Raw genomic sequence first — 24828 nt, forward strand, 5'->3', positions numbered from 1 at the left:
GGTGACGGCCGGGTGTCAGCGCGGTGTGCGCCGCTGGCACCGTGCTGACACCGGCGCCCGCGTAGAACTCAGACCCATGATTGACGCCACCATCACCGTCACCGGGCTGCGTAAGCGGTTCGGGCCCACCACCGCCCTGGACGCCATGACCTTCACCGTCGCGCACGGTCAGGTCACCGGCTTCGTCGGCCCCAACGGCGCCGGCAAATCCACCACCATGCGGGTCATCGTCGGCCTCGACGCCGCCGACGAAGGCAGCGCGCTGGTCGGCGGGCAACCCTACCGGCGGCTGCACAAGCCGCTGCACCACCTCGGGGTGCTTCTGGACGCCGCAGCGTTGCAGCCCAGCCGCACCGCCCGCGACCACCTGCTGTGGCTGGCCCACTCGCAAGGGCTGACCGCACGGCGCGTCGACGAAGTCATCGACCAGGCCGGGCTGGGCTCGGTGGCCCGCCGCCGCGCCGGCGGTTTCTCCCTGGGCATGCGCCAGCGCCTGGGCATCGCCGCCGCCATGCTCGGCGACCCGGCCGCGCTCATGCTCGACGAACCGTTCAACGGCATGGACCCCGAAGGCATCGTGTGGATGCGCGGCTTCCTGCGCTCACTGGCCGCCCAAGGCCGGGCCGTGCTGGTCTCCAGCCATCTGATGAGCGAACTGCAGGACACCGCCGACCACGTGGTCATCGTCGGGCGCGGCAAAGTCATCGCCGACACCTCCGTGGCGCAGCTGCTGGCCGCCGCCTCGCAAGGCCGCGTCACCGTCGGCACCGACGACCCGGCCGCCGCGCAGGTCCTCGCGCGCAGCGGCGCCACCGGCGTGACGGTCACCGGCGCGCAAACCCTCAGCGTCACCGGGATGAGCGCACAGGCCGTCGTGGCCGCGCTCAACGCCGGCGGCGTCACCTTCTCCGAAGTGTCAGCGCACCGGGCCACCCTGGAACAGGCCTACCTCGACCTGACCCGTGACGCCGTCGAGTTCCGCGCCGCCGACGGGCCGGTGACCCGATGAGAAACCTGCTGCACGCCGAATGGACCAAGCTGCGTACCCTGCCCGGCTGGATATTCGCCATGATCGCCGCGGCGGGCGCGATGCTCGCCCTGGGCCTGCTGCCCGGGCTGCAAGGCTCATGCGGCACCCAGGGCCCACAGTCGCAATGTGTCGCCGCCGTCGGCCCCGACGGGCTGGAGGTCAGCGACAGCTTCACCTTCGTGCACCAGGCCATGACCGGCGACGGCACCATCACCGCCCGGGTCAGCCAGATGACCGGGCAGCGCCTGGGACCCGACGGCGAACAAGACGCCATGGCCCCCTGGGCCAAAGCCGGGCTCATCGTCAAAGACGGCACCGCCGCCGGATCGGCCTACGCCGCGGTCATGGTCACCGGCGCCCACGGCGTGCGCATGCAGCACAACTACCTGTACGACAAGGCCGGGCCGGCCGGCCAGGTCACCCAAACCCAGCCGCGCTGGCTGCGCCTGACCCGCAGCGGCGACACCATCACCGGGCAATCGTCGCCCGACGGCGTCACCTGGAACACAGTCGCGACCGTGCCCCTCAAACACCTTCCACCCACCGTGCTGATCGGCATGTTCGTCACCTCGCCGCAATACGCCGAAGCCATGAACGAATCGCTGGGCGCGGTCGGGGCCAGCGGCGGGCCCACCAAAGCCACCGCCACCTTCGACCACCTCGACCGCACCGGCCCGTGGAGCGAGCAGCGCCTGGGCGGGTCAACCAACTTCGAGGTACCAGGCGTCGGGTTCGAACCCACCGACACCGGCTTCACCATCACCGGATCCGGCGACATCGCCCCCGCCGTGGCCGGCCCGGCCGGGGCAGGGGTCAGCATCACCGAAACCCTCGTCGGCACCTTCGCCGCCCTGATCTTCGTCGTGGTCATCGGCGTGGGCTACATCACCGGCGAATACCGCCACGGCATGATCCGCATGACGCTGGCGGCCACCCCACGCCGCGGCCGGGTGCTGGCCGCCAAAGCCGCCGTGCTGGGCGCCACCGTGTTCACCCTCGGGCTTGCCGTCGCCGCGATCGTGGTCATCTTCGGCCAGAAAGTGTTGCGCGGCAACGGGGTCTACGTGCTGCCCGCCACCGGCGCCACCCAGCTGCGGGTCATCGCCGGCACCGCCGCCCTGCTGTCGGTGGCTTCGGTGCTGGCGCTGGGCTGGGGCGCCCTGCTGCGGCGCAGCGCCACCGCGGTCACCGCCGCCGTGCTCACCATCGTGCTGCCCTACCTGCTGGCCATGACCGTGCTGCCCGCCGGTGCGGCGCAATGGCTGCTGCGCATCAGCCCCGCCGCCGCCTTCGCCCTGCAACAGAGCACACCGCAGTACTACCAGGTAGCCAACCTTTACCTGCCCAACAGCGGCTACTACCCGCTGCCGGGCTGGGCCGGCCTGGCCGTGCTGGCCGCCTGGACCGCCGCCGTGCTCGGCCTTGCCGCCCACCGGCTGCACCGGAGAGACGCATGAGACAGCTGCACGCGGAGTGGACCAAACTGCGCACCTCGCCCGGCACCAAATGGCTGCTGGCCGGCATCATCGCCGCCACGGTGGCGCTCAGCGCGCTGGCCTGCGCCGCCATCGTGTGCCGCGCCTCCGACTGCGGCCAGGACCCGGTCAAGCTCAGCCTCACCGGCACCCTGCTCGGCCAGGCGGTGGTGGCCATCCTGGCCGTGCTGGCCGTCGGCGGCGAATACAGCACCGGCCTGGCCCGGGTCACCTACACCGCCATGCCAAGAAGGCTGGGTGTGCTGGCCGCCAAGGCAGCAGTGGTCACCGCGGCGGTCGTCGCCGCCGCCGCGGTGGCCGTGCCGATCAGCATGCTGGCCGGGCACGCCCTGCTGCCCGCCCAAAGTTTCACCCCACCGGCGTCGGCGGTGCTGCGCGCCGGGGCCGGCACAGTGCTCTACCTGGGCCTGATCGCCCTGCTCAGCCTGGGCCTGGCCACCGCCATGCGCAGCTCCGCCGCAGCCATCGGCACCGTGCTCGGGCTGCTGTTCGTCATCCCCATCCTCACCCAGGCCGTCTCCGACCCGGCCTGGCAACGCCACCTGGAACAGAGCGCCCCGATGAGCGCCGGGCTGGCCATCCAGGCCACCCGCGACCTGCAAGACTTGCCGCTGAGCCCGTGGGCCGGGCTCGGGGTGCTGGCCCTGTGGGCGGCCGGCGCGCTGGGCCTGGGCGCGTGGACGCTACTGGGCCGCGACGTCTGAGCCGGCCAGCGCCCGCAGCGCCGCGCCGGACACCCGCCACACCGCCCACTCGTCCTGCTCCACCGCACCGATCGAACGATAGAAGTCAATGGTGGGGGTGTTCCACTTGAGCACCCACCACTGCACCCCGAAATAGCCGCGCCGCACCGCGATGTCGGCCAGGGCCGCCAGCAGAGCCTTGCCGTGACCCTCGCCGCGGGCGGCCGGGCGCACATACAGATCCTCCAGATAGATGCCGTGCACACCCAGCCAGGTGGAAAAGTTGAGGAACCACACCGCGAAACCGACCGGCTCACCGGCGTCGGTGCAGGCCATGTGGGCGTAGACGGCGGGCTGCGGGCCGAACAGGGCCTCGCGCATCTGCTCGGCCGTCACGATCGCCCTGTCCGCCGACCTTTCGTAGTCGGCGAGCTCCCGGATGAATTCGACGATGATCGGAACATCGTTTGGGGTAGCTGGTCGGATCACACGGGTTATTGTCCACGCATGCATCCGCTCGTCGCCGCCACACCCACGCCGGTGCACCCGCTTCCCCGCCTGGCCAAGGCGTTAGGCCTGGAACCCGAACAGCTGTGGGTCAAACGCGAAGACCTCACCGGCCTGGCCGGAGGCGGCAACAAAGCCCGCAAACTTCAGCACTTCATGTCCGAAGCCCTTTCCGGGGGGTACCGGGTGCTGGTCACCGGAGGCGGCCCGCAAAGCAACCACGCCCGGATGACCGCCGCCGCGGCCGCCATGAACGGGCTGGGCTGCGTGCTGGTGCTGCGCCGCCCCGAAACCGAAGACCTGTCCGGAAACCTGCTGCTGGACAGGATGCTCGGCGCGCAGATCCACTGGGTCGACCCGATCCCCTTCGCCGCGCTCAACCAGTCCATTGTGGACATAGCCGGGGCGCACACGCAGAAGGCCTACCCGATCCCGATCGGCGGCTCGTCGCTGCCCGGCGCCATCGCCTACGCCCAGGTCGCCCAGGAACTGAGCACCCAGCTCACCTTCGACCTGGTGGTGGTCGCCAACGGATCCGGCGGCACCCAGGCCGGGCTGGCCGCCGGGCTGGGCGACCACGCCCGCGTCGCCGGAGTCAACGTCGGCGCGCAGGACGGCATCGACGCCTTCGTCACCGACCTGGCCGCACAAGCCGCAGCCGCACTCGGCCTGCCCACCCCCAACGGCGCCGCGCAGATCGATCACGGCCGCATCGGGCTGGCCTACGGCGTACCCACCAAAGAATGTGAAGAAGCCTTGCTGCTCGTGGCCCGCACCGAAGGGCTGCTGCTCGACCCGGTCTACACCGGCAAAGCGATGGCCGGGCTGATCGCGTGGGCCCGCCACGGACGCCTCGACGGCAAACGCGTCGTCTTCGTGCACACCGGCGGCCTGCCCGGGCTGCTCTCGACGCGATACACCCAGTGGATGGGCGCGGCGCTAGTAGATTCGTGAAATGGGCCGCATTCTTTCGGTGAACCTGGCCGTCCCCGAGCAGAGCACCGCCAAATCCGTCGGCATCACCGGCATCAACAAAATGCCCGCCACCGGCCGGGTGCCGGTGCGCGCCCCCGGCCCGCAAACCACCGGGCTAGGCAGCGGCCTGGTCGGCGACCAGGTCTTCGACATCGCCCACCACGGCGGCGACGACCAGGCCGTCTACGCCTACGCCCGGGAAGACTACGACTGGTGGCAAACCGAGCTGGGCCGGCCGCTGCGCAGCGGGCTGTTCGGCGACAACCTCACCACCACCGGCGTGGACGTCAACGGCGCCCTCGTCGGCGAGCAGTGGCGCATCGGCGCGGACCTGGTGCTGCAGACCACCTACGCCCGCATCCCCTGCGCCACCTTCCAAGCCAAGATGGGCGAAAAACAGTGGGTCAAACGTTTCACCCACCGGCTGCGCCCAGGCACCTATCTGAAAGTGGTGCACCCCGGCGACGTCGGGCAAGGCGACGAGGTCACCATCGAACACCGGCCCCCGCACGACATCACCATCGCCGAAATGTTCCGGCTATGGATGCTCGAGCCGCAGTCGCTGCCGCGCCTGCTCGACGTCGACGGCCTGTCACCCGACCTCAAAGACGACATCCGGCAACGCCTAGCCCGCCAATAGCTGCCCGTCGAGCACCGTAACCGCCCGCCCGGTCAGCTCCACCCGCTCACCGAGCACCCGGGTGTGCACCAGACCTGTACGCGCCGAAGCCTGCAAACCGGTCAGCGACGCCGACCCCAGCCGGGCCGACCACAACGGCGCCAAAGCCGTGTGCGCGCTGCCCGTCACCGGATCCTCCGCGATGCCCACCCTCGGGCCGAAAAACCTTGACACGTAATGGTATTGCCCACCAGCCTGGGCGGCGCGCGCGGTGACGATCACCCCGCGAACCTCCACCTTGGACAAAGCGCTCTGGTCGGGGTCCAGGTCGCGCACAGCCTGCTCACCTTCCAGCTCCACCAGCAGATCACCCAGCTCGCCGGTCGTGTACACGGCCACCGGCACCGCCCCCAGCGCAGCCCCCAGACCGGCCGGCACCGGCGCCGGAACCGGGGGATTGGCCGGGAAATCCAAAGTGATCGTGCCGTCGGCGCTCAGATGAGCCGCCAGCACCCCGCTTCGGGTCGCGAACCGCACCGACCCCGACACCACCGCCGACTCACGCATCGCATGCGCGGTGGCCAACGTCGCATGCCCACACAGATCCACCTCGGTGACCGGGGTGAACCAGCGCAACGCCCAATCGGCCGTGGCGTCCTGGGTCAGGCGATGGGCGAACGCGGTCTCCGACAGGTTCATCTCCGCCGCCACCGCCTGCATCCACTCCACCGCCGGCCAGTCGTCGCGCTCCAGCAGACACACCCCGGCCGGGTTGCCGGTGAACGGCTCATGGGCGAATGCGTCGACGATGCGGATCCTCACAGCGTTGCCACCCCTTCCACCACTTCGAACAGGTCGTCGACGATCAGATCGGCACTGCGCGCCTGCGGCCGCTGCGCATGCAGAAAACCCCACGGCCCGCGCCGCAGCAACGCCGTGCGCAAGCCCGAGCGGGCCGCGGCGAGCACATCGTTGTCCAGCCGATCGCCGACATAAAGAATATGGCGGGCCGCCACCCCCGCCACCTGTGCCACGTGTGCGTAGAACGCCGGATCGGGTTTCTCCACACCCCACTGCGCGCTGGTGTAAATCGCATCGACCGGCAGCGCCATCGCCTCCAGCGCCGCCTTGGCCTGCACCGGCTGGTTTCCGGCCACCACCACCCCAAGCCCCAGACCGCGCAACGCGGCAAGGGCCGGGCGCACATCGGGGTAAAGGTCGTCGGCGTCGAAATTCTCCCGCAACCCCAGCGGATCCTCCGCCGCCCACCGGCGCGACTCCTCCTCGAGGTCCAGGCCCGGACGCACCAGCGCGAACGCGTCGGCGTAGGACCTGTCCAGGGCGGCCATCCCGCCCAGCACCCCCAGCAGCGTCAGCCGTGGCACACCAAGGCGATCGGCCCACCGCGACCAGATGCGGGTCTCATCGATCAGGGTCTCACCCACGTCGAACACCACAGCCTTGATCACCGTGCCAGGATAGGCGACGTGACGACCCTGTTCGGCCAGGTGGCCCAATCCTATGACGACGTGCGTCCCGGCTACCCCGGCGACATCACCGCCGCCATCGCCGCCTACGCCCCCGACGCCGACGGCCTGGCCGAGCTGGGACCGGGTACAGGCAAGGGAACCGAGGTGCTCGCCGGGCTGCGCGTGCCGATGACCTGCATCGAACCCGACCCGCTCATGGCCGCACTGCTGCAGGCCAAATTCCCGCAGGCCACCATCACGATAAGCACCTTCGAACAATGGACCCCGCCACCGGGCGGGACGGCGCTGCTGTGCTGCGCCATGGCGTGGCACTGGCTCGACCCGCAAACCAGAAACCGGCGCGCCTTCGACACGCTGCGCCCCGGCGGCGCCCTGGCCGTGTTCGGCCACAAGTACGCCTTCGCCGACCCGGCCCACGAACAAGCCGTCGACGACGCGTTCGCCTCGTGCGGCGTAGCCAAGCAGGACAAGGCGCAGCAGTGGTTCCACGACGACATCGTCGCCAGTGGACTGTGGTCAGACGTGCGGTGCACCGTGTTCACCCGCGACTGGGACTGCACCACCGAGCGGTACCTGCAGCTGCACCAGACCTTCTCCCCATTCCTGCGGCGCAGCCCAGCCGAACAGGACAAGATCCTGGCCGCGCTGCGCCACGCCGTCGACGGCCTCGGCGGGCTCATCCGCCTGCGCCTGCCCACCACCCTGGTGCTGGCCCGCCGCCCAGCCTGAAACCCGCCCGCGGGCGGGCGGCGTGGCTAGCGGCCGCCGGCCACGCGCAGGTTGGCGCCGGTGACGTAGGACGCCTCGTCGGACAGCAACCACACGATCGCCGCCGCCACCTCGTCGGGCTCACCCGCCCGGCCCATCGGGGCCAGCGGGCCGACCCGTTCCAGGCGGCCCGGCGCGTGGATGTCGGTCCTGATCACGCCGGGGGAGACCGTGTTCACCCTGATCCCGGCCGCACCCAGCTCCTTGGACAGCCCGACGGTCAGCGTGTCGAGCGCGCCCTTGCTCATCGCATAGTGCACATACTCACCAGGGCCGCCCAGGGTCGCCGCGCCCGACGAGACATTGACGATCGACCCGCCGCCGCCCGCGGTCATCACCCGGATCGCCTCCTGCGCACAGAAGATCGCCCCGAGCACGTTGACCTCGATGACCCGCCGGATGTCGGCCTCAGCCACGTCGACCAGATTGCCCCGGCCCTCGATGATGCCGGCGTTGTTGACCAGGCCGGTGACCTGGCCCAGGGCCGCGGCGGCGGCGAACATCGCCTGCACCGAAGCCGAACTGGCCGTGTCCACCCGCGCCGTGATCGCCTTCGCCCCCAGGTCACGCACCTGCCGCGCCACCTCCACCGCGGCTGCCTCATCATGGTGAAAGCCCACCACCACGTCATGGCCCGAACGTGCCAAATGGACACAGGTGCTCGCGCCGATGCCGCGCGACCCTCCGGTAACGACAGTGACCGCCATACCCGCCAGTAGATCATGCTGAAGGTCACTCGGGTGTCGCTGTCGCCGTTGTCACCCACCTCTGGTAGAACAGGCGTATCAAACAAGGAGGCGAGGTCATGGGACTCTCCACCAAGGAGCTCACAACAATCAAGGAGACACTCGCCGCCGGCAAAAAGCCGCGGGTGATGTTCACCGAGTCGGCAGGGCAGATCGCCGGGCAGATCGGCCATGTCGTGCAGCTCGACGATCCCTCCGTTCAGGAGGATTGGATCCTGGTCAAATTCGGGGCCGATATTCTGCCCTTTCCACCGGCCGATCTGAGCATCGCGCCCCGCGGCGCCGCTGCCAAAAAGGCGCCTGAGCCCGCGCCACCAGCCAAAGCGGCGCCCCCCGAGCCCGAGTTCAAGATTGTCCGCGAGCAGGTCCCCGCTGCTCGCAAGGAAAAGGCCCCACCTGCAGCCAGCCAGGAGAAGATCGTGACCGAGCCCGAGAGCATCCCCCCAGCCCCGCGCAAACCCGCCACCCCGAAAGCGGCCAAGGCCAAACCGTCGCCGTCGTTCACGGTCACCCTCGCCTACACCGAGGGGGAGTGGATGGTGGGTGCGGTCCAGGGCGCGAAGACCCTGGCCAAGCCCTACCTCATCAAGCCCGCCGACGCCCTGAAAATGGTGTCGATGCTCGACGTCCCCGGCGTGCAGGAGGCGGTAGAAACGATCGTGTCCGCCGAGCGTGAACAGGCCAAGGCCCACGCCGAAAAGCTGCGCGCCGAGCTCGCCGAGCTCGAAGCCAAACTCGCCGACCTCGGCGCCTAACCCACCGCGCCTTCACCACCACCACCGCCCGCCTCAGGCCCCGACCGAGCGCGGGCGGCGGTGGTGGTGTCGCCGCATCCGCCTGAGCGAGACACACGCGGGCTGGCCTAGGTGCGGTGCGGCCTCCTACCTCAGCAGGGCCAACGGGCGATTTGCCTCGGCAGGGCAAACGGGCGATGTCGGGGTGTGGCGCGGATCTCTGTGGGGTGGGGGCGGATGGCTCGCCGGCGTCCACGGGCGGCAGCCTGTGGCTATGAGCGACTGGGAAACACTGGTGAGTCAGGCGTGGGCGTCGATCGATGACTATGAGGGTCGCGAGGAACAGTTCCGGGCGTTGATCGACCAACTGGCCACGCAGCTGCCCGACGGCGACCCGGTCGCGGCGTTCGAGCGGGCCTGCGCCTGGGACTCCACCGGGCACTCCGACCGTGCCGTGCCGCTGTATCAGTGGGCGCTCGACCATGGGCTGACCGGCTACCGGCGGCGCCGCGCCGTGATCCAGATGTCCAGCTCCATGCGCAACATCGGGCAGGCCGAAGCGGCCGTCGCGCTGCTGCGGGCCGAACGCGCCATCGATGCGTCCACGTTGGACGAACAGACGCGGGGGCTGGACGACGCGATCAGCGCGACGTTGGCGCTGTGCCTGGCCGACAGCGGCCAGGCACGCGAGGCGGTGTCGATCGCCGTCGCCGCGCTCGCCCCGCACCTGCCCCGCTACCAGCGCTCGATGGGCAACTATGCGCGGCTGCTCATGCAGGAGCCGGACAGCACGCAGGCCTAGTCGGGGATGTGCTGGGTGCCGATGCGCTTGCGGAAGACCCAATAAGTCCAGCCCTGGTAGAGCAGCACGATCGGGGTGAACACCAACGCCACCCACGACATGATCTTCAGCGTGTACGGGGTGGACGAGGCGTTGACGACCGTCAAGCTGTTGGCCTCGTCCAGCGTCGAGGGCATGACGTCGGGGTAGAGGTTGGCGAACAGGGCCGCCACCGCGAGCCCGATCGCCGCGGCGGTGCCCACGAACGCCCAGCCCTCCCGCCCGACCCGGTTGAAGGCCAGCCCGGCCAGCAGCGCCACGGCGGCCAGCACGGCCAGGATCAGTGAACCCGCCGTGTAGCGGTGGGCCAGCGTCCAGGTCAGGAAGACCACCGCCGCCACCGCCGCCGCCAGGCCGGCCGTGAAGGCGATCCGGTTGGCGCGGGCACGGATGTCACCGGTGGTCTTGAGCGCCAGGAAGATCGCACCGTGGGTGACGAACAGGGCCAGCGTCGTCAGCCCACCCACCAGCGCATAGGGGTTGAGCAGGTCGAAGAATCCGCCGACGTACTCGTGGTCGGCGTCGAGCTTGACCCCGCGCACGATGTTGGCGAACGCCACCCCCCACAGCACCGCGGGCACCAGCGAACCGAAGAAGATGCACAGGTCCCAGCGGTGCTTCCAATGCGCGTCATGGCGCTTGCCGCGATATTCGAAGGCCACCCCGCGCAGGATCAGCGCCACCAGGATCAGCAGCAGGGGCAGGTAGAAACCCGAGAACAGGGTGGCGTACCACTCCGGGAACGCGGCGAACATGGCGCCACCGGCGGTGATCACCCACACCTCGTTGCCGTCCCACACCGGCCCGATCGTGTTGATCATTACGCGGCGCTGTTTGTCGTCGCGTCCCAGTACAGGCAAAAGAATCCCGACGCCGAAGTCGAAGCCCTCCAGCACGAAGTAGCCGATGAACAGCACGGCGATGAGCAGGAACCAGACGGTGTGCAGCTCCACTGTGGACTCCCCAGCAAGGCGAACTAGTAGGCGAAGGCCAGCGGCCGGTCGTCATCACCGGCAGGCTCGGCGGGCGTGACATCGGGGACACCGGCGCGGGCGTAACGCAGCAGCAGCCCCACCTCGACCACCGCCAGCACCCCGTAGAGCAGCGTGTAGACCGACAACGAGGTGATCACATCGCCCGGCCCGACCGTGGGCGACGCGGCGTTGGCGGTCAGCATCTGGGTGAACACGATCCAGGGCTGCCGGCCCATCTCGGTGAAGATCCAGCCGGTGGCGTTGCCGGCCAGCGGCAGCAGCGGAAGCACCACCATCGCCCGCAACAGCCATTTCGAGGCAGGCGCCCGGCCGCGGCGCATCGACCACAGCGCCCACAGCGCGATCAGCGCGGCCAGCATCCCGAAACCGATCATGAGCCGGAACGTCCAGTAGGTCACCGGGATGATGGGCCGGTAGTCGCCCTCGCCGTACTTGGACACGTACTCGGCCTGCAGATCGTTGATGCCCTTGACCTCGCCGTCGAAGCTGCCTGTGCCCAGGAACGACAGCACACCAGGGATGTCCAGCTGGTACACCGGCTTGGTCCCGTCGAGGGTGCCGATGGTCAGGATCGAGAACGGGGCGGGCTGCTCGGTTTCGTAGAGGGCCTCGGCGGCGGCCATCTTCATCGGCTGCACCTCGGTCATGATCTTGCCTTGGGTGTCGCCGGTGATCAGCAGGGCGGCCATCGCCACCACCGTCGTCCACGAGCCGATCTTCACGGCGCTGCGGTATTCGGACGTGTCGGCTCCGGCGCGGCGGATCAGGTGCCACATGCCCACCGCCGCGACCAGCCCACCGGCGGCCAGGAACGCCCCGGCGATGGTGTGCGGGAAGGTGACCAGCACCACCTTGTTGGTCAGCACCGCCCAGAAGTCGGTCAGCTCGGCGCGGCCCCTTTCGGCGTTGAAGGTGAACCCGACCGGATTTTGCATCCACGAGTTGGCGGCGAGGATGAAATAGGCTGACAGCACGGTGCCGATGGCCGCGATCCAGATACAGGCCAGGTGCAACCGCTTGGGCAGACGATCCCAGCCGAAGATCCACAGGCCGAGGAAGGTCGACTCGAGGAAGAATGCCAGCAGGGCCTCGATCGCCAGCGGAGCACCGAAGATGTCGCCGACGAAGCGCGAGTAGGTGCTCCAGTTCATCCCGAACTGGAACTCCTGCACGAGGCCGGTGACCACGCCCATCGCGAAGTTGATCAGGAACAGCTTGCCGAACAGTTTGGTCAGCCGCAGCCACTTGTCGTTTCCGCTGCGTACCCAGGCGGTCTGCATCCCGGCGACCATGAACGACAGGCCGATGGTGAGCGGTACGAACAGGAAGTGGTAGACCGTGGTGATGCCGAACTGCCACCTGGCCAGCTCTGTCGCGTCCATGAGCTGACCATACTGAGCGATAACGGCCTGAAAGGAGGTTTCGCTTGTGAATACTTTCACAAGCTGGCAGCCACCCCTGCTGTGGCGGGCCGCGCTGCGCGTCTCTCGGCTGCTCACCGGCCTGGTATCCAAGTTGGAGGTCAGTGTCGCGCCCGGCCATGAGATAGGTCATGGCGTCATCCTGGCCAGCAACCACATCGGCAACTTCGACCCGATCGCGCTGACCGCGGCCTGCTCCAGACTGGGCATAGCCCCGCGCTACCTGGCCATGGAAGAGCTGTTCACCACGCCGGTGGTGGGCTGGCTGCTGCAGCGGGCAGGGCAGATCCGGGTCGACCGCGACAAGCCCACCGCCCCGCAGGCCTTCGCCGACGCACGCCAAGCGCTGGCCGAAGGCGCGGTGATCATCGTCTACCCGGAGGGACGCATCAGCCGCGACCCGGGGCTGTGGCCCGAACGCGGCAAGACCGGTACCGGACGGCTGGCGCTGGCCACCGGAGCCCCGCTCATCCCGGTCGCCATCTGGGGCACCCACGAGGTGCTGCCCTATGCCGCGCCCAAAGGGCTGTGGCCCGCCGTGTTCAAGGCGATGCGGCACCGGCCCAAGGTGTCGGTGCGCTTCGGCGCGCCGCTGCAGCTGTCCGATATAGACCCCGCCCGTCCCGGTGCGGCGCAACAGGTCACCGACCGGCTCCTCAACGCGATCATCGACGAGCTGGCGCCGCTGCGCGCCGGCGAACCCGACCTGCCGCGCCACGTCGACCCGACCCGCGACGTCGAGACCCGGCGCACCCACCCCCGGGTGGCGTCATGACAGGCACATTGACGGTGCAAACGGCCGGCCCGGTCGCCACCATCCGCATCGACCATCACGCCAAACGCAACGCCATGACCGCCGCGATGTGGCGATCCCTGCCGGTCCTGCTGGCGCAGCTGCAAGACGACCCTCAGGTCCGGGCCGTAGTTCTCACCGGCGCGGGGGACACCTTCTGCGCCGGGGCCGACATCGCCGACCTGGCCACCATCGGCACCGAAACCGCCGGGGACAACCTTGCCGTCGCGGCCGAGGAGGCCCTGGCCGGCTTCGCCAAACCCACCATCGCCCAGATTCGCGGCGACTGCGTGGGCGGCGGCTGCCAGCTGGCCCTGGCTTGCGACATCAGGCTCGCCGCGCACGACGCCCGGTTCGGCATCACCCCGGCCAAGCTGGGCGTGGTCTACCCGGCGACCAGCATCCGGCGGCTGGTCAACGTCGCCGGGCTCAGCACCGCGCAGTGGCTGCTGCTGACCGCCGAGCTGCTCGACGCGACCCAGGCCCAGCAGCTGCGCCTGGTCCACGAGCTGTGCCCCGCCGACACACTGCAGCAGCGCACCGCCGACGTGGCGGCGACCCTGGCCAGCCGATCGCTGCTCAGCCAGGTCGCGATGAAACAGATGATGGCCGATCCGCAGCTACCCGCCGCCCAGGTGCAGGCCTGGATGGACCAGGTGCGCGACAGCGGCGAAGCGGCCGAAGGCGCGGCGGCCTTCCTGCAGCGCCGCGCGCCCCGGTTTCCGTGGACACCACACCGGTGAGGGCCGCCCACCCCGCCCACCGTCGTGGTTGGACGTCCCCGCGGGCGGAAGGTTCAGCGCCCCGCCTTGTAGAGCCCGACCAGCTCCCGTGTGGTGCCCACCCCGGCGCGGCGGCGCAGCTCGGCGATGCGGCGGTTGGCCGTACGCAGCGAAAGAAACTCCGCCGTAGCGGCAGCCGCGATGGTGGCACCCGAAGCCAGCCGCTCCAGCAGCGCCTTCTCCATAGGGGAAAGGCGGCTGAGCCAGTCGGTTGGCTCTTGGTCGGCCACAGCTCCTCCAACAGATCGACTATCCTCAACGTGGGTGGTTCCGACATTCTCACTGATTCACCCATTGTTGGCGACCCGTCAACTGGAAGTAGTGTCACACTCTTCGCGTGATCTTCCCCTATCTGGAGTCGCCACCCCTGGCCTTCGCCCATCGGGGCGGTGCCGCTGAAGGTGATGAGAACACCGCTGAGGCGTTCGCGAGGTCTGTCCAATTCGGTTACCGCTACGTCGAAACCGACGTGCACGCCACCCGCGACGGGGTACCGGTGGTGCTGCACGACGCCACGCTGGACCGGGTCACCGGCGCGCACCGCACACCCGTCGCGTCGCTGAGCTACGCCGAGCTGGCCGATTTCCGCGTGGCCGCCAGCTCGGCGATTCCCCGCCTGGACGAGGTTCTCGACGCCTGGCCGCAGATCAAATTCAACATCGACGTCAAGTCCGACGCCGCCGTGCAGCCCACCGTCGAGGCGGTGCTGCGGGCCGGGGCCGGCGATCGGGTGCTGCTGGCGTCCTTTTCGGACAGCCGGCTCCGCCGGATGCGAGCCCTGACCCGGGGCGCGGTGGCCACCTCGCTGGCCCAGCGGGAAGCGGCCCGGGTCTGGCTGGCCTCCCGGGTGGGCCTGCGGCTGAAACTGCCGCCCAACATCGTGGCCGCTCAGATCCCACGAAGCATCGCCAGACGTAGATTTATTGACTATGCCCACCGGCTCGGGCTTCAGGTCCATGTGTGGACGGTCGACGATCCTGGCGAAATGGCCGGGTTACTTGATCTCGGTGTAGATGGCATCATGACCGATCGCATCGAGGTGTTGCGAGAAGTCTTCATCCAGCGAGGTCTTTGGAAGGAAAGCCAATGACGGCTTTGGCCGAAACCAGCGAGCAGGGCCCACCCGACTACGGCCAGAGCACCAAACGTGAACGCACCGGCTGGTATTTCTACGACTGGGCCAACTCCGCCTTCTCCGCCACCGTCGTGGCGGTGTTCCTGGGCCCCTACCTGACCGCGATGGCCAAGGACGCCTCCGGCTGCGTCAACGACGAGGCCACCAAGGTCGACGAGTGCCTGTCCGCGCCGATCAACGTGCTGGGCATGGATCTGAAGGCCGGCTCGTTCTACACCACCGTCCTGGCGCTGGCGGTCATCCTCAACGTGCTCACCCTGCCCATCGTCGGCGCCATCGCCGACCGCACCCCGCACAAACGGCGGATGCTGGGCGTTTTCGCCTACATCGGCGCGGGCGCCACCGCCGGCATGTTCTTCGTCAAAGACGGCAACTTCATGCTCGGCGGCGTGCTCACCGTCATCGCCACCATCGCGTTCGCCTCCAGCGTCGTGGTGTACCAGTCGTTCCTGCCCCAGCTGTGCAAGGAGGAGGACCGCGACCGGGTCTCCAGCTTCGGCTGGGCATGGGGCTACCTGGGCGGCGGCCTGCTGCTCGTGCTCAACCTGGCGGCGCTGACGCTGCTGGAGGACACCTACGGCACCGGCTTCATGGCCCGCGCCAGCATGGCCTCGGCCGGCATCTGGTGGGGCCTGTTCACGCTGTTCCCGCTCAAGTGGCTGCGCGACCGCCCGCCGCTGGAAGGGGTGGCCCGCGGCAACGTGCTCACCGACGGGTTCAAGCAGCTCGGGCACACCGTCAAGGGCATGCGGGCCTACCCGCTGACCCTGTTCTTCCTCGGCGCGTACCTGGTCTACAACGACGGCATCCAGACCGTCATCAACGTGTCGAGCATCTACGGCACCGAAGAACTGGGCATGACCACCAACACGCTGATCATCACCATCCTGATCATCCAGTTCCTCGCCTTCGGCGGCGCGCTGGGCATGGGCTGGCTGGCCGGGCGCATCGGCGCGAAGAAGACCGTGCTGATCAGCCTCGTGATCTGGTGCGCGATCATCTTCGCCGCCTACAGCCTGCCGCACGGCGAGGCGGTGCCGTTCATGGCGCTGGGCGCCACCATCGGCCTGGTGCTGGGCGGCAGCCAGGCGCTGTCCAGGTCGCTTTTCAGCCAGCTCATCCCGAAGGGCAAAGAGGGCGAATACTTCGGCTTCTACGAGATCTCCGACAAGGGCACCAGCTGGATGGGCCCGCTGGCGTTCACCCTGGTCTTCGAAGCGACGCGCAACTACCGCCTCGGTGTGGGAGTCGTGCTGTTTTTCTTCGTGCTCGGGTTCCTTTTGCTGCTACTGGTACCGATGCGCCGCGCCATCATCGCAGCCGGCAACAACCCACCAGCGAAGCTGTAGTACTCTCGCGCCTCGTGTCTGCGCTGCGCTTTTTCTGGGGACCAATGGATTGCGGCAAGTCGACGCTGGCCCTGCAAATCGGGCATAACCATGCCCGGCAGGGCCGGCGGGGGCTGGTGCTGACCCGGCTGGACCGTTCTCTGCAACCACAGATCACCACCCGGATAGGGCTCTCCGCCGCCGCGATCGAGGTCGAACCCGACCTCGATCTGGTGCAGCTGGTCGGCGCGCAACCCGAACGGGTGGACTACCTGATCTGCGACGAGGCGTGCTTTTTCACCGTCGAGCAGATCGAACAGCTCGCCGAGCTGGCCGACGAACACGACGTCGACGTCTACGCCTTCGGTCTGGCAAGCGACTTCCGGTCCCGCCTTTTCCCTGCGGCACAACGGCTTTTCGAGCTCGCCGACGAGGTGAACCGGCTGCAGGTACAGGTGCTGTGCTGGTGCGGCGCGCCGGGCCGGCTCAATGCCCGCATCGTCGACGGCCAGGTCGCCCGGGAGGGCGAGCAGATTGTCATCGGCGATACGGCCGCCGATGACGAGCAGGTGCGATATCAGGTCCTGTGCCGTCAGCACTATCGGCGGGGCGAGCTGGGCGGTTAGGGTCGAGTCCATGGCTGGACCGACCAGGGACATCTTTGGCGCGGCGATGGCCGCCTGGCGGCAGTGGCAGGACGCCCCGTGGGGGCGCTTGCGGTACACCCTCGCCGAACACAACCTGCGCCGTCACCTCGACGGGCGCCCCCTCAAGGTGCTCGACGTGGCCGGCGGCAACGGCGTCGAAGCGGCCCGCATGGCCGCCGCCGGCCACGACGTGACCGTCGTGGACTATTCCACCGAAATGCTCGCCTCGGCCAGGGCGCTGGCCGTGAGCACCGGAGTCGCCCACCGGGTCACCTGCATCGAATCGGATGCGGCGAAGCTTTCCGACGTGGTGGAGGAGGGCGCCTACGACCTGGTGCTCTGCCACAACCTGCTGCAGTTCGTGCCCGACATCGAGTCGATTCTGGTGACCGTGCTGCAGCCGCTCAAGCCGGGCGGGCTGCTCAGCGTGCTGGCCGCCAACGCCCACTCCGAGCCGATCCGCATGGCCGTGCGCGATCTGGACCTGACCGCGGCGCTGGAGGCGCTCGACGCCACCCGCCACTACACCAAGACCTTCGGCACCCCGGTCTACCCCCGCACCGCCGAAGAGGTGACCGCGGTGTTGCGGGGCTTGGGCTGCGGCCTGCTCGGCCACTACGGCATCCGCTCCATCTGCGACTACATCCCCGACGACCAGCGCAAATACGACGCCACCTTCTTCGCCGAGCTGGAGCGCCTGGAAATCGCGCTCTCCGACCGGATGCCCTACGTGTCGACCGCGCGCCTGTTCCACCTCATAGCGTCGCGCTGAGATAGGCCAGCACCAGCAACGCGCGTTCGGCGTTGCGCTTCTGCCGCCAGCGCTGCCCGGCGACGATGGCGTCGTGCAAGCCCTGGATCTGCTGCGGAGGCAGCGGGCGGCCGGCGGCGGTCAGCAGCGGCACCGTCATGCGCCGTTTCGCGATCGGGTCATGCGCCTTGAAAGTGGTCAGCCGGGTGCCGCCGGCCACATAGCCGGGCTCCACATTGGCGTGTGACAGGTCGATTCGCTTGGCGCGCAACGCCCGCTGTTTGTAGATGACGGTGCCTTCCAGCCACCACCGGTGCCGGGCCACCCGCAGCGCGGCCACCCCCACCGGCGCGAGCACCAGCAGGAAAAGCCACCGCAGCGGGCTGTGCACGGTGGCCCAGCCGAGCAGGGCCGCCGTCGCCAGGGCCAGCAGGCCAAGGCCCGCGCTCACCTTGACCCCCGGTTTGACGCTGATGGAAAGCGGGGTCTGGGGTCTAGGGGCCACGGCCAGGCAACGTAACCCGGCTAACGCTCCGCCATGACCTGCTCTGTCGGTAATGCGACAGTTGCCGGTTCCTGGGCCGGCACGGTGAACCGGGCGCTGAGCTGGGTCAGCGTGGCGGCCAACTGTCCAACCTGGCCGGTCAGCTCATCGACCCGGGCACGCAGCGCGGCGGCCTCCTGCCGCGCCGAGGTGGTCTCGGCGCGCAAGGCCGCGGCCTCGCCGCGCAGCGCCGCCGCTTCGCTTGCCGCGCCGGCGCGCTGCGCCTCGACGCGGGCCAGGTCGCTGTCGCGCTGGGCGTTGAGGCGGGCCAGATCATTGTCGTGCTGCGTGTTGACCCTGGCCAGCTCGGTGTCGCGTTGTGCCAACTCGTTTTCGCGGGCGCTGACGGTGGCCTGGGCCTGGCGCAGCTGCTCGGTCACGGTGGCGTGCTCGGTGCGTACCACGGAAAGTGCTTCTTCTGATTTGGACAATGCGCTGCGGATCGCCTCTACGTCACGGGCCGCCTGTTCGGCCGAGGCGCGGGAAGCGTCACGGTCGCGGTGGGCCTCGACCCGCAGCGCCTCGGCCGCTGCCGCGTCCCGCTTCGCGCTGTCACGCTCGGCGATGGCCGCCTGCTTACCCTCGTGCGCCTGCGCCGCCTCATCCTGCGACCGCTGCGCACGGGCGTCAGCGTCGGCCACCGCCGCATCGGCCGCGGCCTGCACCGCCAGCGCGTGGGCGCGTGAGGTCTCGGCGGCTTCGGCGGCCGACCGGGCCAGCCGCGTTGCCCGCTCGGCATCCTCGTGGGCCTGATCGCGTTCGGCCAGGAAGCGCGTCACTTCGGCATCGCGTTCGGTCTGCACGGCGGCCACCTGCGCCGCCGCCTCGGCCCGCACCTCGGCGAGCTGGCGTTCCACACCCACCGGGGACAGCTCGGCGGCCAGCGCGTCGGTCAGCGTCTCGGCGACCTGCTCCAGCCGCTCCACGACCTCATAGGCCTTGGCCACCTGCCCGGCCAGGCCGGGGGAGTTGCGGTGGCGCATCCGCGAGTTACGGGCCGCGGTCTGGCACGCGCCGTCGTTGTCGCGGCAGTAGCGAAACGGTCGCCCGGCCGCGGCGCGCTGCGGCACCGGCTTGCCGCAATGGGCGCAGGGCCGGGTGGCATCGTCGTCAGTGGACACCTGAGCAGCTTATATCCACTGGAACACCTGACCGTGCGGGCCGGTGAACGCGACCGGCGTGCCGTCGAGGGCAAGCACGTTGAGACCGGGCGGGGCCACCACGTCGTTGATCACCCCGGGCGCCTCGTTGGACACCCAATGTCCATGCAGCGCATGCATTTTGGCGGCGAAGGCGACCCGCTGCGCGGGCTGCACATAGGCCAGCACCGCGGTGTGGAAGACCACCAGCGTCGCGTCCTTGGGCGCCTGCTCGACGAGCGGATCCAGGTCGTGGTTCAGGTCGCCCTGTACCAGCAGCGGCGGATTGCGGCGAGCGATCTCCACGGCCTGGCGCAGCCGCTGCAACCGGTGCGGCTGCGAGGGCCACACCAGGCACTCCAGCCAGCGCACATCGTCCGGGTTGGCGACCGACAGCGGGTTGAGGTCGATCCCGGCGCGCCACACCACCTCGACGTTCGGGTCGTCCGGGTACAGGCACAGACCGGCCGAGGCGCCGACTTCCAGCAGCGCCAACGGTTGCGGCAGCGTGGCCAGCACCGGCTGGATGGTGTCCATGCGGGCGGCCTCGTTGGTCTGGGTGCGCCGCTGCGCCATCGTCGTGGCGACCTGCTCCCAGTTTTCCAGCACCCAGGCCCGAAACCGCGGATAGCTGTCCATCGGGCCGCCGTGCCAGCGCGCCGAGGCCAGCAGCAGATTGGGCTGACGCTTGGGCAGCGGAAGCGTGCCGATGCGGGCCAGCAACTCCGGGTCGCCGGCCACACCCAGGCACAGCGTTTCGTAGATGGCGCAATGACCGGCCGCTTCCCGCGTCGCGAATGTCCGGTAGGTGATTGCCAGGTCGACGCCGTCTTGCGGAAGTCCGTTCATCCCCATGGACGAACGCTAGCCCTCGATCATGTTCCGGCGACAGCTCCTGCGGTGGACGCCACAATCCCGCCCGACACCGCGGCGAGCATGGCCACGTTCTCCGCCTCGACGACCTTGCGCACCGCCTGCCCGCACCAGTCGCCCTGGGTCAGCTCGTTGAGCCGGTGCCTGACCAGGGTGGCGTCGAGGGTGGGGAACAGGTGCCGGTCCAGCCCGCAGCCGTGGGCCAACGCGAGCAGGCCCAGCGAACGCCGGTCGGGCTCGGCCTGCCCGGTGACCACGTCGCGCAGATGGTCGACCAGCGCCCGTTCCTCTGTCGGGTCGACCTCCGGATAGGCGCGCACCGGGAACATGCCCAGGATCCGATGCTCGCGCCGCTCCAGCATCCCGGCGTCGATCAGGCGGTCGAGCAGCCGCTCGCGGCGATGCGGATCGGCAAGGTGGTAAACCCACCAGTCAGGGGTGTGCGGCTTGTGCGCCCTGATCTTGGCCAACACCGGATCGGTGTCGGCGCGGTCGACCGCGGCCAGCCGACCGTGATCGAGAGTCAGTTTGCCTTGATAGTGCAGGTCGAGCAGCTGCGCCGCTGCCAGGCCGTGATCAAGGTTGCTCATCGGGATCGCTGGTTTCCCGGTGACATCGTCGTAGCTCAGCAACAGCAGCTGTTCGGCCAGGCTTAGCTCCACGAATCCAGTTTAGGGCAATTGTGAGGTTCGCGGTGGTACACCGTCAGGCGCACCGATGTGGCAGGCTCGCAAGGGTGGGCGAGCATCACTACAGCGTCGAGGTCGTGTGGACGGGCAACCAGGGCACCGGCACGGCCACCTACCGCGGCTACTCCCGAAATCATGAGATCAGCGCGCCGGGCCGGCCCGACATCGCCGGATCCTCCGACCCCCAGTTCCGCGGCGATCCGCAGCGCTGGAACCCCGAACAGCTGCTCGTGGCCGCGCTTTCCCAGTGCCATATGTTGTGGTACCTGCACCTGTGCGCCGACGCCGGGGTGGTCGTCACCGACTACCACGACCTGCCGCAAGGAACCATGACCGACGAGAAGTTCACCTCGGTGGTGTTGCGCCCACGGGTCACCGTGGCCGACGCCTCGATGGTGGCCAAGGCCGAGCAGCTGCACCACCCGGCGCACGAGAAGTGCTACATCGCTAACTCGGTGAACTTCCCGGTCACCCACGAGCCGAAGGTGCAGACGGGGCCGTGATCGTCCTGGCCCATCTGAGCGACACCCATTTCGACGGCGGCCAGCGCAGCGCCGCCCGGGCCGGCCAGGTGATGGACTACCTGCACGCGCTGCCCGGCCACCTCGACGCCATCATCGTCACCGGCGACATCACCGACCACGGCCTGCCCGAAGAACACGAGCAGGCCGAAAAGGTGCTGCGTTCCTCGCTGCCCGTCCACACCTGCCCGGGCAACCACGACGGCTACACCCCCTACGCCGGGCCGCTCAACAGCGAGCACGACCTGGGCGAGGCGACGCTGATCCTCTGCGACTCGGTGATCATGGGACGTGACGACGGCGAGTTCAGCGACGAAACCCTTGACTGGCTGGCCGCCACCCTGGCCGCGGCGGCGGAGGAAAAGCCTGTCCTGATTGGCTTTCACCACCCGCCGGTGGACGTGCACCACGGCCTGCTCGACACGATCAACCTCGGCCGCCGCTCGCAGGAACGCCTCGCCGCACTGATGGCCGAACACCCGAAAGTCGTCGCCCTGCTCTGCGGCCACGTCCACAGCGCGGCCGCGGCCACCTTTGCTGGGCGCCCAGTGCTCATGGCGCCCGGAGTGACGTCCACCCTCAACCTGCCCTGGGAAGTCAGCGGCGAGCTGACATGGAAGAACACCGTCGACTACGGGCCGCCCCCGGCGCTGGCCTTCCACGTCATCGCCGACAACGGCCGGGTCACCACCCACTTCCGCTGGCTGCCCGCCTGATCCGGCCGATCCGTAAGACGCAAACTTCTCACCATTGGGATGACCTTCGCCCGCTGGCACAGCTCGTTGGTGTAAACGAAACAGCCCGGCCCGCACCGCCGGGCTGTTTCCTTGCCAGCTTTGCTCCTGCTAAAGCAAGTCGCGGGCAGCTCCGGCCAAGGCGGCGCTGCGGTGGTTCGCGGGGTCGGTAATTGACAGGAAAAACTGTCTAATGGAAAGCTGGTGGGGTGGCGGCGAGTATGGCGTTGGTGGAGGGGGCTGACCGGGTGCGGTTGGCGCTCTCGCCGTTGCGCAGGCGGCTGCTTGAGCGGTTGCGCCAGCCTGCGTCGGCGGCGCAATTGGCCGGGGAGCTGGACATGCCTCGGCAGCGGGTCGGCTATCACCTGCGGCTGCTGGAGCAGGCCGGGCTCATCGAGCTGGTGCAGGAGCGGCAGCGCCGCGGCTGTGTCGAGCGCATCATGCGCACCACGGCCGGGTCGTTCCTGGTCGACCCGGGGGTGATGAATGACCTTCACCGGGGCGACCAGTTCGCCGCCGAGCAGCTGGTGGCGCTGGCCGCCGACACCGTGCGGCAGGTGGCCCGCATGCGCGCCAAAGCCGACGAGCAGGGCAGCCGGTTGCTGACCTTCACCCTGGAGGCGCAGGTGCGCCTCGGCAAACCCGCCGACCTGCACGCGTTCAGCGACGCGCTCGCCCAGGCGGTGGCCACCGTGGTGGCGCAATTCGACGAGCCGCAGGGGCGGGAGTTCCGTCTCGTGGTGGGCGGACATCCGCAGATAGGAGCAGGAAAGCAATGACCGGTTTCGAATACGAGGTCTTCATCGACGCGTCACCCGAACAGGTGTGGGCGGCGTTGCGCGACCGAGACCAGCTCAGGCGCTGGCACGGCTGGCACACCGAAGGCCTCGACGAGGAGATCGAGCTCATTTACTTCACCCGGGCCACCGAGTCGGGGCATCTGCTGACTTTGGGCGACGGGACCACCTTCACCGTCATCGCCAAGGACGGCCGCGCTCTGCTGCGCATGGTCCGCGCGCCCAAGGGCGGCAACCCGGAATGGGACGCCTACTACGAGGACATCAACGAGGGCTGGACCACATTCATGCAGCAGCTGCGTTTCGCGCTGGAGCGCCACGACGGCGTCGACCGGCTCACGCACTACTTCAACCACGAAGGCTCCACCGAACGGGTCGGCGAGATCCTCGAGCTGGTCAAGGACAGCCCGGTCGGCGCCGGCTACGACGTGACCCCGGCCAACGGGGAGCGGCTGACCGGGCAGGTGTGGTTCCGCTCGCCCAACCAGGTGGGCCTGACCGTGCAGGGCTGGGGCGACGGCCTGCTGGTGGCCGGGCAGGTGCCCGTCTCCGAGCAGCACCCCACCGGCGGCGAGATGATGGTGCTGACCTTCTTCGACGAGCACGCCTTCGCCGACGCCGAGAAGCGCTGGCAGTTCTAGCTTTACGGCTCCCACACCGACTGGTCGTGGGCGAAGAGCACCCGGCGGGGATCAAAGGCCAACAGCGTTTCCATCCATTTCGGGTACGAAGGCAAAGGCTCGCCAACCCCGTCAAGCCCGGCCCGCACCGCGAGCCGGGCTGCGCCGAACTCGCTGGCGAAGTCGTGCGCCTGCCCGGCGACCACCACCGTGCCGTCGCTTTGGCGCACCACCAAAGACTGGTGCCCGGCGGTGTGACCCGGGGTCGGCACGACCCACACCCCGGGCCAGATCTCGGCCTCGCCGACCACCTCGCGATAGGAAACCCCAGCGAAGTCGATCAGCCACGGCAGGGTGTGATGCTCGCCGCGGGCCAGCTCGAGTTCCTTGGGCTGCACCAGAATCGGCGTGCCCGGGAAGTGAAGGTTGCCGCCGCAGTGGTCGAAGTGCAGGTGGCAGTTGACGACCAGATCGACCTCGGCGTGCGACAGCCCCGCATCGGCGAGGGCGGCCTGGATGGCGCGCCGCCGCGGACGGTAGTGCGCGTCGACCTCAGGGCTGCCCTCGCCCATGCCGGTGTCGAACAGGATGACGCCTTCGTCACGGCGGATCAGGTAGCCCAGCACCGGCTCCACGCGCGGCTCGTCACCGCCGGTTTCGGTGGCCGGGCGCACGAAGTAGCCCAGATCGAGGCGGCGGACCTCAGTCATCGAAGGTCCATCTGGTGGCCCGCTGGGTGAACTCGGCCTCCACGACAGCGATCACCGTTTGCGGCCGCACCACCCACAGCGCGTCGGGAAACCCCGAGCCGTACTTGCTTTCGTAGGCGGCGGTCGCCTGTTCCGGTTGCGCCGCAAGCTCGGCGGTGCCGCGTACCACGATCGCCTCAGCGCCGCCTTCGGGGGCGACCGAGCACTGCGGCCGGCTTTTCAGGTGGCGCACCTTGCGCGAATTGGCGCCGCTGGAGAAGTAGAACGCGCCCTGCACCCAGACCCCCCACACGGCGGCCAGATGCGGCTCGCCGTGTGGGTCGGCCGTGGCGACCCAGTAGTTGTGCGCCTGCTCCAGACGTTGCTGGGCCCACTGCCAGGGCAGCAGGCCCGCCTCGTCGGGCTGGATGCCGTACCCAGGCATGAATGGCCTATCGGTGCGCATAACGCCACCCTACCC

Annotated in this window: 31 protein-coding genes; 18 read left to right on the forward strand and 13 right to left on the reverse strand. The window is 69.1% G+C overall.

Going from position 1 to position 24828, the window contains the following annotated elements; genetic code table 11:
• The first annotated feature begins 76 nt into the window (after positions 1-76).
• Genes Rhe02_RS10720 through Rhe02_RS10730 form a run of 3 tightly spaced genes read left to right on the forward strand, consistent with a single transcriptional unit; the run spans position 77 to position 3230 of the window.
• The gene (locus Rhe02_RS10720; protein ID WP_203907991.1) at positions 77-1009 is read left to right on the forward strand and encodes an ABC transporter ATP-binding protein; all 933 of its coding nucleotides are present in this window, start codon (positions 77-79) and stop codon (positions 1007-1009) included.
• On the forward strand, positions 1006-2487 hold the full coding sequence (locus tag Rhe02_RS10725) for an ABC transporter permease subunit (protein ID WP_203907992.1): 1482 nt from the start codon (positions 1006-1008) through the stop codon (positions 2485-2487). The genes Rhe02_RS10720 and Rhe02_RS10725 overlap by 4 nt, the downstream gene beginning before the upstream one ends.
• A complete protein-coding gene (locus tag Rhe02_RS10730; protein ID WP_203907993.1) occupies positions 2484-3230 on the forward strand; it encodes an ABC transporter permease subunit in 747 nt (248 codons plus the stop codon). Before Rhe02_RS10725 ends, Rhe02_RS10730 begins: the two co-directional genes overlap by 4 nt.
• Here Rhe02_RS10730 and Rhe02_RS10735 read toward each other — a convergent pair.
• Positions 3210-3698 (reverse strand): GNAT family N-acetyltransferase, encoded by a 489-nt coding sequence (locus tag Rhe02_RS10735; RefSeq protein WP_239123648.1) that lies wholly within the window; start codon positions 3696-3698, stop codon positions 3210-3212. The two genes, Rhe02_RS10730 and Rhe02_RS10735, sit on opposite strands and share 21 nt — an antisense overlap.
• An 18-nt stretch (positions 3699-3716) precedes the next feature.
• Between Rhe02_RS10735 and Rhe02_RS10740 the strand changes: the two genes are divergently transcribed.
• Positions 3717-4670 carry a 1-aminocyclopropane-1-carboxylate deaminase/D-cysteine desulfhydrase gene (locus Rhe02_RS10740; RefSeq protein WP_203907995.1) on the forward strand — a complete coding sequence of 318 codons (954 nt, stop codon included), beginning with the start codon at positions 3717-3719 and terminating at the stop codon, positions 4668-4670.
• A gap of 1 nt (position 4671) precedes the next feature.
• Positions 4672-5331, forward strand: coding sequence for an MOSC domain-containing protein (locus Rhe02_RS10745; RefSeq protein ID WP_203907996.1), 660 nt, complete (start codon positions 4672-4674; stop codon positions 5329-5331).
• Here Rhe02_RS10745 and Rhe02_RS10750 read toward each other — a convergent pair.
• Together Rhe02_RS10750 and Rhe02_RS10755 are read right to left on the reverse strand one after the other, a co-directional pair.
• Positions 5317-6132, reverse strand: a complete 816-nt coding sequence (locus Rhe02_RS10750) for a PhzF family phenazine biosynthesis protein (RefSeq protein ID WP_203907997.1) — start codon at positions 6130-6132, stop codon at positions 5317-5319. The genes Rhe02_RS10745 and Rhe02_RS10750 overlap by 15 nt on opposite strands.
• Positions 6129-6779, reverse strand: a complete 651-nt coding sequence (locus Rhe02_RS10755) for an HAD family hydrolase (RefSeq protein ID WP_239123649.1) — start codon at positions 6777-6779, stop codon at positions 6129-6131. Before Rhe02_RS10755 ends, Rhe02_RS10750 begins: the two co-directional genes overlap by 4 nt.
• Before the next feature lie 18 nt (positions 6780-6797).
• Between Rhe02_RS10755 and Rhe02_RS10760 the strand changes: the two genes are divergently transcribed.
• Positions 6798-7529 carry a class I SAM-dependent methyltransferase gene (locus tag Rhe02_RS10760; protein ID WP_203907998.1) on the forward strand — a complete coding sequence of 244 codons (732 nt, stop codon included), beginning with the start codon at positions 6798-6800 and terminating at the stop codon, positions 7527-7529.
• Between the two features lie 26 nt (positions 7530-7555).
• Here the strand turns inward: Rhe02_RS10760 and Rhe02_RS10765 are convergent, their stop codons facing one another.
• Positions 7556-8275 carry an SDR family oxidoreductase gene (locus tag Rhe02_RS10765; protein ID WP_203907999.1) on the reverse strand — a complete coding sequence of 240 codons (720 nt, stop codon included), beginning with the start codon at positions 8273-8275 and terminating at the stop codon, positions 7556-7558.
• A gap of 98 nt (positions 8276-8373) precedes the next feature.
• On the opposite strand from Rhe02_RS10765, the gene Rhe02_RS10770 reads away from it, so the two are divergent.
• Complete coding sequence (locus Rhe02_RS10770; RefSeq protein ID WP_203908000.1) at positions 8374-9069, forward strand: hypothetical protein; 696 nt, start codon at positions 8374-8376, stop codon at positions 9067-9069.
• A gap of 253 nt (positions 9070-9322) precedes the next feature.
• A complete protein-coding gene (locus Rhe02_RS10775) occupies positions 9323-9850 on the forward strand; it encodes a tetratricopeptide repeat protein (protein ID WP_203908001.1) in 528 nt (175 codons plus the stop codon).
• Here the strand turns inward: Rhe02_RS10775 and cydB are convergent.
• Positions 9847-10842, reverse strand: coding sequence for a cytochrome d ubiquinol oxidase subunit II (cydB, locus tag Rhe02_RS10780; RefSeq protein ID WP_203908002.1), 996 nt, complete (start codon positions 10840-10842; stop codon positions 9847-9849). The genes Rhe02_RS10775 and cydB overlap by 4 nt on opposite strands.
• A 23-nt stretch (positions 10843-10865) precedes the next feature.
• Positions 10866-12266 carry a cytochrome ubiquinol oxidase subunit I gene (locus tag Rhe02_RS10785; RefSeq protein WP_203908003.1) on the reverse strand — a complete coding sequence of 467 codons (1401 nt, stop codon included), beginning with the start codon at positions 12264-12266 and terminating at the stop codon, positions 10866-10868.
• Between the two features lie 46 nt (positions 12267-12312).
• On the opposite strand from Rhe02_RS10785, the gene Rhe02_RS10790 reads away from it, so the two are divergent.
• Together Rhe02_RS10790 and Rhe02_RS10795 are read left to right on the forward strand one after the other, a co-directional pair.
• Positions 12313-13080 (forward strand): lysophospholipid acyltransferase family protein, encoded by a 768-nt coding sequence (locus Rhe02_RS10790; protein WP_203908004.1) that lies wholly within the window; start codon positions 12313-12315, stop codon positions 13078-13080.
• Positions 13077-13841, forward strand: a complete 765-nt coding sequence (locus Rhe02_RS10795) for an enoyl-CoA hydratase/isomerase family protein (RefSeq protein ID WP_203908005.1) — start codon at positions 13077-13079, stop codon at positions 13839-13841. The genes Rhe02_RS10790 and Rhe02_RS10795 overlap by 4 nt, the downstream gene beginning before the upstream one ends.
• A 53-nt stretch (positions 13842-13894) precedes the next feature.
• Here the strand turns inward: Rhe02_RS10795 and Rhe02_RS10800 are convergent, their stop codons facing one another.
• Positions 13895-14110 carry a hypothetical protein gene (locus tag Rhe02_RS10800; protein ID WP_203908006.1) on the reverse strand — a complete coding sequence of 72 codons (216 nt, stop codon included), beginning with the start codon at positions 14108-14110 and terminating at the stop codon, positions 13895-13897.
• A 107-nt stretch (positions 14111-14217) separates the two neighbouring features.
• Between Rhe02_RS10800 and Rhe02_RS10805 the strand changes: the two genes are divergently transcribed.
• Genes Rhe02_RS10805 through Rhe02_RS10820 form a run of 4 tightly spaced genes read left to right on the forward strand, consistent with a single transcriptional unit; the run spans position 14218 to position 17762 of the window.
• Entirely contained in the window at positions 14218-14970 is a 753-nt protein-coding gene (locus Rhe02_RS10805) for a glycerophosphodiester phosphodiesterase family protein (protein ID WP_203908007.1), read from the forward strand.
• Complete coding sequence (locus tag Rhe02_RS10810; protein WP_203908008.1) at positions 14967-16364, forward strand: MFS transporter; 1398 nt, start codon at positions 14967-14969, stop codon at positions 16362-16364. The genes Rhe02_RS10805 and Rhe02_RS10810 overlap by 4 nt, the downstream gene beginning before the upstream one ends.
• 14 nt (positions 16365-16378) lie before the next feature.
• Positions 16379-16969, forward strand: a complete 591-nt coding sequence (locus Rhe02_RS10815) for a thymidine kinase (RefSeq protein ID WP_239123651.1) — start codon at positions 16379-16381, stop codon at positions 16967-16969.
• A gap of 10 nt (positions 16970-16979) precedes the next feature.
• A complete protein-coding gene (locus Rhe02_RS10820) occupies positions 16980-17762 on the forward strand; it encodes a methyltransferase domain-containing protein (protein ID WP_203908009.1) in 783 nt (260 codons plus the stop codon).
• Here the strand turns inward: Rhe02_RS10820 and Rhe02_RS10825 are convergent.
• The 4 genes from Rhe02_RS10825 to Rhe02_RS10840 are packed head-to-tail and all read right to left on the reverse strand — an operon-like array spanning position 17746 to position 20959.
• Complete coding sequence (locus Rhe02_RS10825) at positions 17746-18246, reverse strand: hypothetical protein (RefSeq protein WP_203908010.1); 501 nt, start codon at positions 18244-18246, stop codon at positions 17746-17748. The two genes, Rhe02_RS10820 and Rhe02_RS10825, sit on opposite strands and share 17 nt — an antisense overlap.
• A gap of 20 nt (positions 18247-18266) precedes the next feature.
• A complete protein-coding gene (locus tag Rhe02_RS10830) occupies positions 18267-19406 on the reverse strand; it encodes a coiled-coil domain-containing protein (RefSeq protein ID WP_203908011.1) in 1140 nt (379 codons plus the stop codon).
• 9 nt (positions 19407-19415) lie between these two features.
• A complete protein-coding gene (locus tag Rhe02_RS10835; RefSeq protein WP_203908138.1) occupies positions 19416-20273 on the reverse strand; it encodes a DUF2332 domain-containing protein in 858 nt (285 codons plus the stop codon).
• Positions 20274-20299: 26 nt separating this feature from the next.
• Complete coding sequence (locus tag Rhe02_RS10840) at positions 20300-20959, reverse strand: GOLPH3/VPS74 family protein (RefSeq protein ID WP_203908012.1); 660 nt, start codon at positions 20957-20959, stop codon at positions 20300-20302.
• 74 nt (positions 20960-21033) lie between these two features.
• Between Rhe02_RS10840 and Rhe02_RS10845 the strand changes: the two genes are divergently transcribed.
• The 4 genes from Rhe02_RS10845 (at position 21034) to Rhe02_RS10860 (ending at position 23679) form a co-directional block, all read left to right on the forward strand.
• Entirely contained in the window at positions 21034-21489 is a 456-nt protein-coding gene (locus tag Rhe02_RS10845; protein WP_203908013.1) for an OsmC family protein, read from the forward strand.
• Positions 21486-22223, forward strand: a complete 738-nt coding sequence (locus Rhe02_RS10850) for a metallophosphoesterase (protein WP_203908014.1) — start codon at positions 21486-21488, stop codon at positions 22221-22223. The genes Rhe02_RS10845 and Rhe02_RS10850 overlap by 4 nt, the downstream gene beginning before the upstream one ends.
• Before the next feature lie 227 nt (positions 22224-22450).
• Positions 22451-23020: an ArsR/SmtB family transcription factor gene (locus Rhe02_RS10855; RefSeq protein ID WP_373320618.1), complete on the forward strand. Its 570-nt coding sequence runs from the start codon at positions 22451-22453 to the stop codon at positions 23018-23020.
• Positions 23017-23679, forward strand: a complete 663-nt coding sequence (locus tag Rhe02_RS10860) for an SRPBCC family protein (protein ID WP_203908016.1) — start codon at positions 23017-23019, stop codon at positions 23677-23679. Before Rhe02_RS10855 ends, Rhe02_RS10860 begins: the two co-directional genes overlap by 4 nt.
• Before the next feature lie 2 nt (positions 23680-23681).
• Here the strand turns inward: Rhe02_RS10860 and Rhe02_RS10865 are convergent, their stop codons facing one another.
• Positions 23682-24368 (reverse strand): N-acyl homoserine lactonase family protein, encoded by a 687-nt coding sequence (locus Rhe02_RS10865; RefSeq protein WP_203908017.1) that lies wholly within the window; start codon positions 24366-24368, stop codon positions 23682-23684.
• Entirely contained in the window at positions 24361-24813 is a 453-nt protein-coding gene (locus Rhe02_RS10870; protein WP_203908018.1) for a pyridoxamine 5'-phosphate oxidase family protein, read from the reverse strand. Before Rhe02_RS10870 ends, Rhe02_RS10865 begins: the two co-directional genes overlap by 8 nt.
• Positions 24814-24828 lie beyond the last annotated feature (15 nt).

This window comes from Rhizocola hellebori (genome assembly GCF_016862955.1).
Lineage (GTDB): Bacteria > Actinomycetota > Actinomycetes > Mycobacteriales > Micromonosporaceae > Rhizocola > Rhizocola hellebori.

Excerpts from the sequence above, each read along its gene's own strand:
- Rhe02_RS10730 (WP_203907993.1), top strand. The coding sequence starts at position 2,484 with ATGAGACAGCTGCACGCGGAGTGGACCAAACTGCGCACCTCGCCCGGC.
- Rhe02_RS10775 (WP_203908001.1), top strand. The coding sequence starts at position 9,323 with ATGAGCGACTGGGAAACACTGGTGAGTCAGGCGTGGGCGTCGATCGAT.
- Rhe02_RS10860 (WP_203908016.1), top strand. The coding sequence starts at position 23,017 with ATGACCGGTTTCGAATACGAGGTCTTCATCGACGCGTCACCCGAACAG.
- Rhe02_RS10865 (WP_203908017.1), bottom strand. The coding sequence starts at position 24,368 with ATGACTGAGGTCCGCCGCCTCGATCTGGGCTACTTCGTGCGCCCGGCC.
- Rhe02_RS10725 (WP_203907992.1), top strand. The coding sequence starts at position 1,006 with ATGAGAAACCTGCTGCACGCCGAATGGACCAAGCTGCGTACCCTGCCC.
- Rhe02_RS10720 (WP_203907991.1), top strand. The coding sequence starts at position 77 with ATGATTGACGCCACCATCACCGTCACCGGGCTGCGTAAGCGGTTCGGG.
- Rhe02_RS10810 (WP_203908008.1), top strand. The coding sequence starts at position 14,967 with ATGACGGCTTTGGCCGAAACCAGCGAGCAGGGCCCACCCGACTACGGC.
- Rhe02_RS10795 (WP_203908005.1), top strand. The coding sequence starts at position 13,077 with ATGACAGGCACATTGACGGTGCAAACGGCCGGCCCGGTCGCCACCATC.
- Rhe02_RS10745 (WP_203907996.1), top strand. The coding sequence starts at position 4,672 with ATGGGCCGCATTCTTTCGGTGAACCTGGCCGTCCCCGAGCAGAGCACC.
- Rhe02_RS10770 (WP_203908000.1), top strand. The coding sequence starts at position 8,374 with ATGGGACTCTCCACCAAGGAGCTCACAACAATCAAGGAGACACTCGCC.
- Rhe02_RS10835 (WP_203908138.1), bottom strand. The coding sequence starts at position 20,273 with ATGAACGGACTTCCGCAAGACGGCGTCGACCTGGCAATCACCTACCGG.
- Rhe02_RS10740 (WP_203907995.1), top strand. The coding sequence starts at position 3,717 with ATGCATCCGCTCGTCGCCGCCACACCCACGCCGGTGCACCCGCTTCCC.
- Rhe02_RS10765 (WP_203907999.1), bottom strand. The coding sequence starts at position 8,275 with ATGGCGGTCACTGTCGTTACCGGAGGGTCGCGCGGCATCGGCGCGAGC.
- Rhe02_RS10785 (WP_203908003.1), bottom strand. The coding sequence starts at position 12,266 with ATGGACGCGACAGAGCTGGCCAGGTGGCAGTTCGGCATCACCACGGTC.
- Rhe02_RS10820 (WP_203908009.1), top strand. The coding sequence starts at position 16,980 with ATGGCTGGACCGACCAGGGACATCTTTGGCGCGGCGATGGCCGCCTGG.
- Rhe02_RS10870 (WP_203908018.1), bottom strand. The coding sequence starts at position 24,813 with ATGCGCACCGATAGGCCATTCATGCCTGGGTACGGCATCCAGCCCGAC.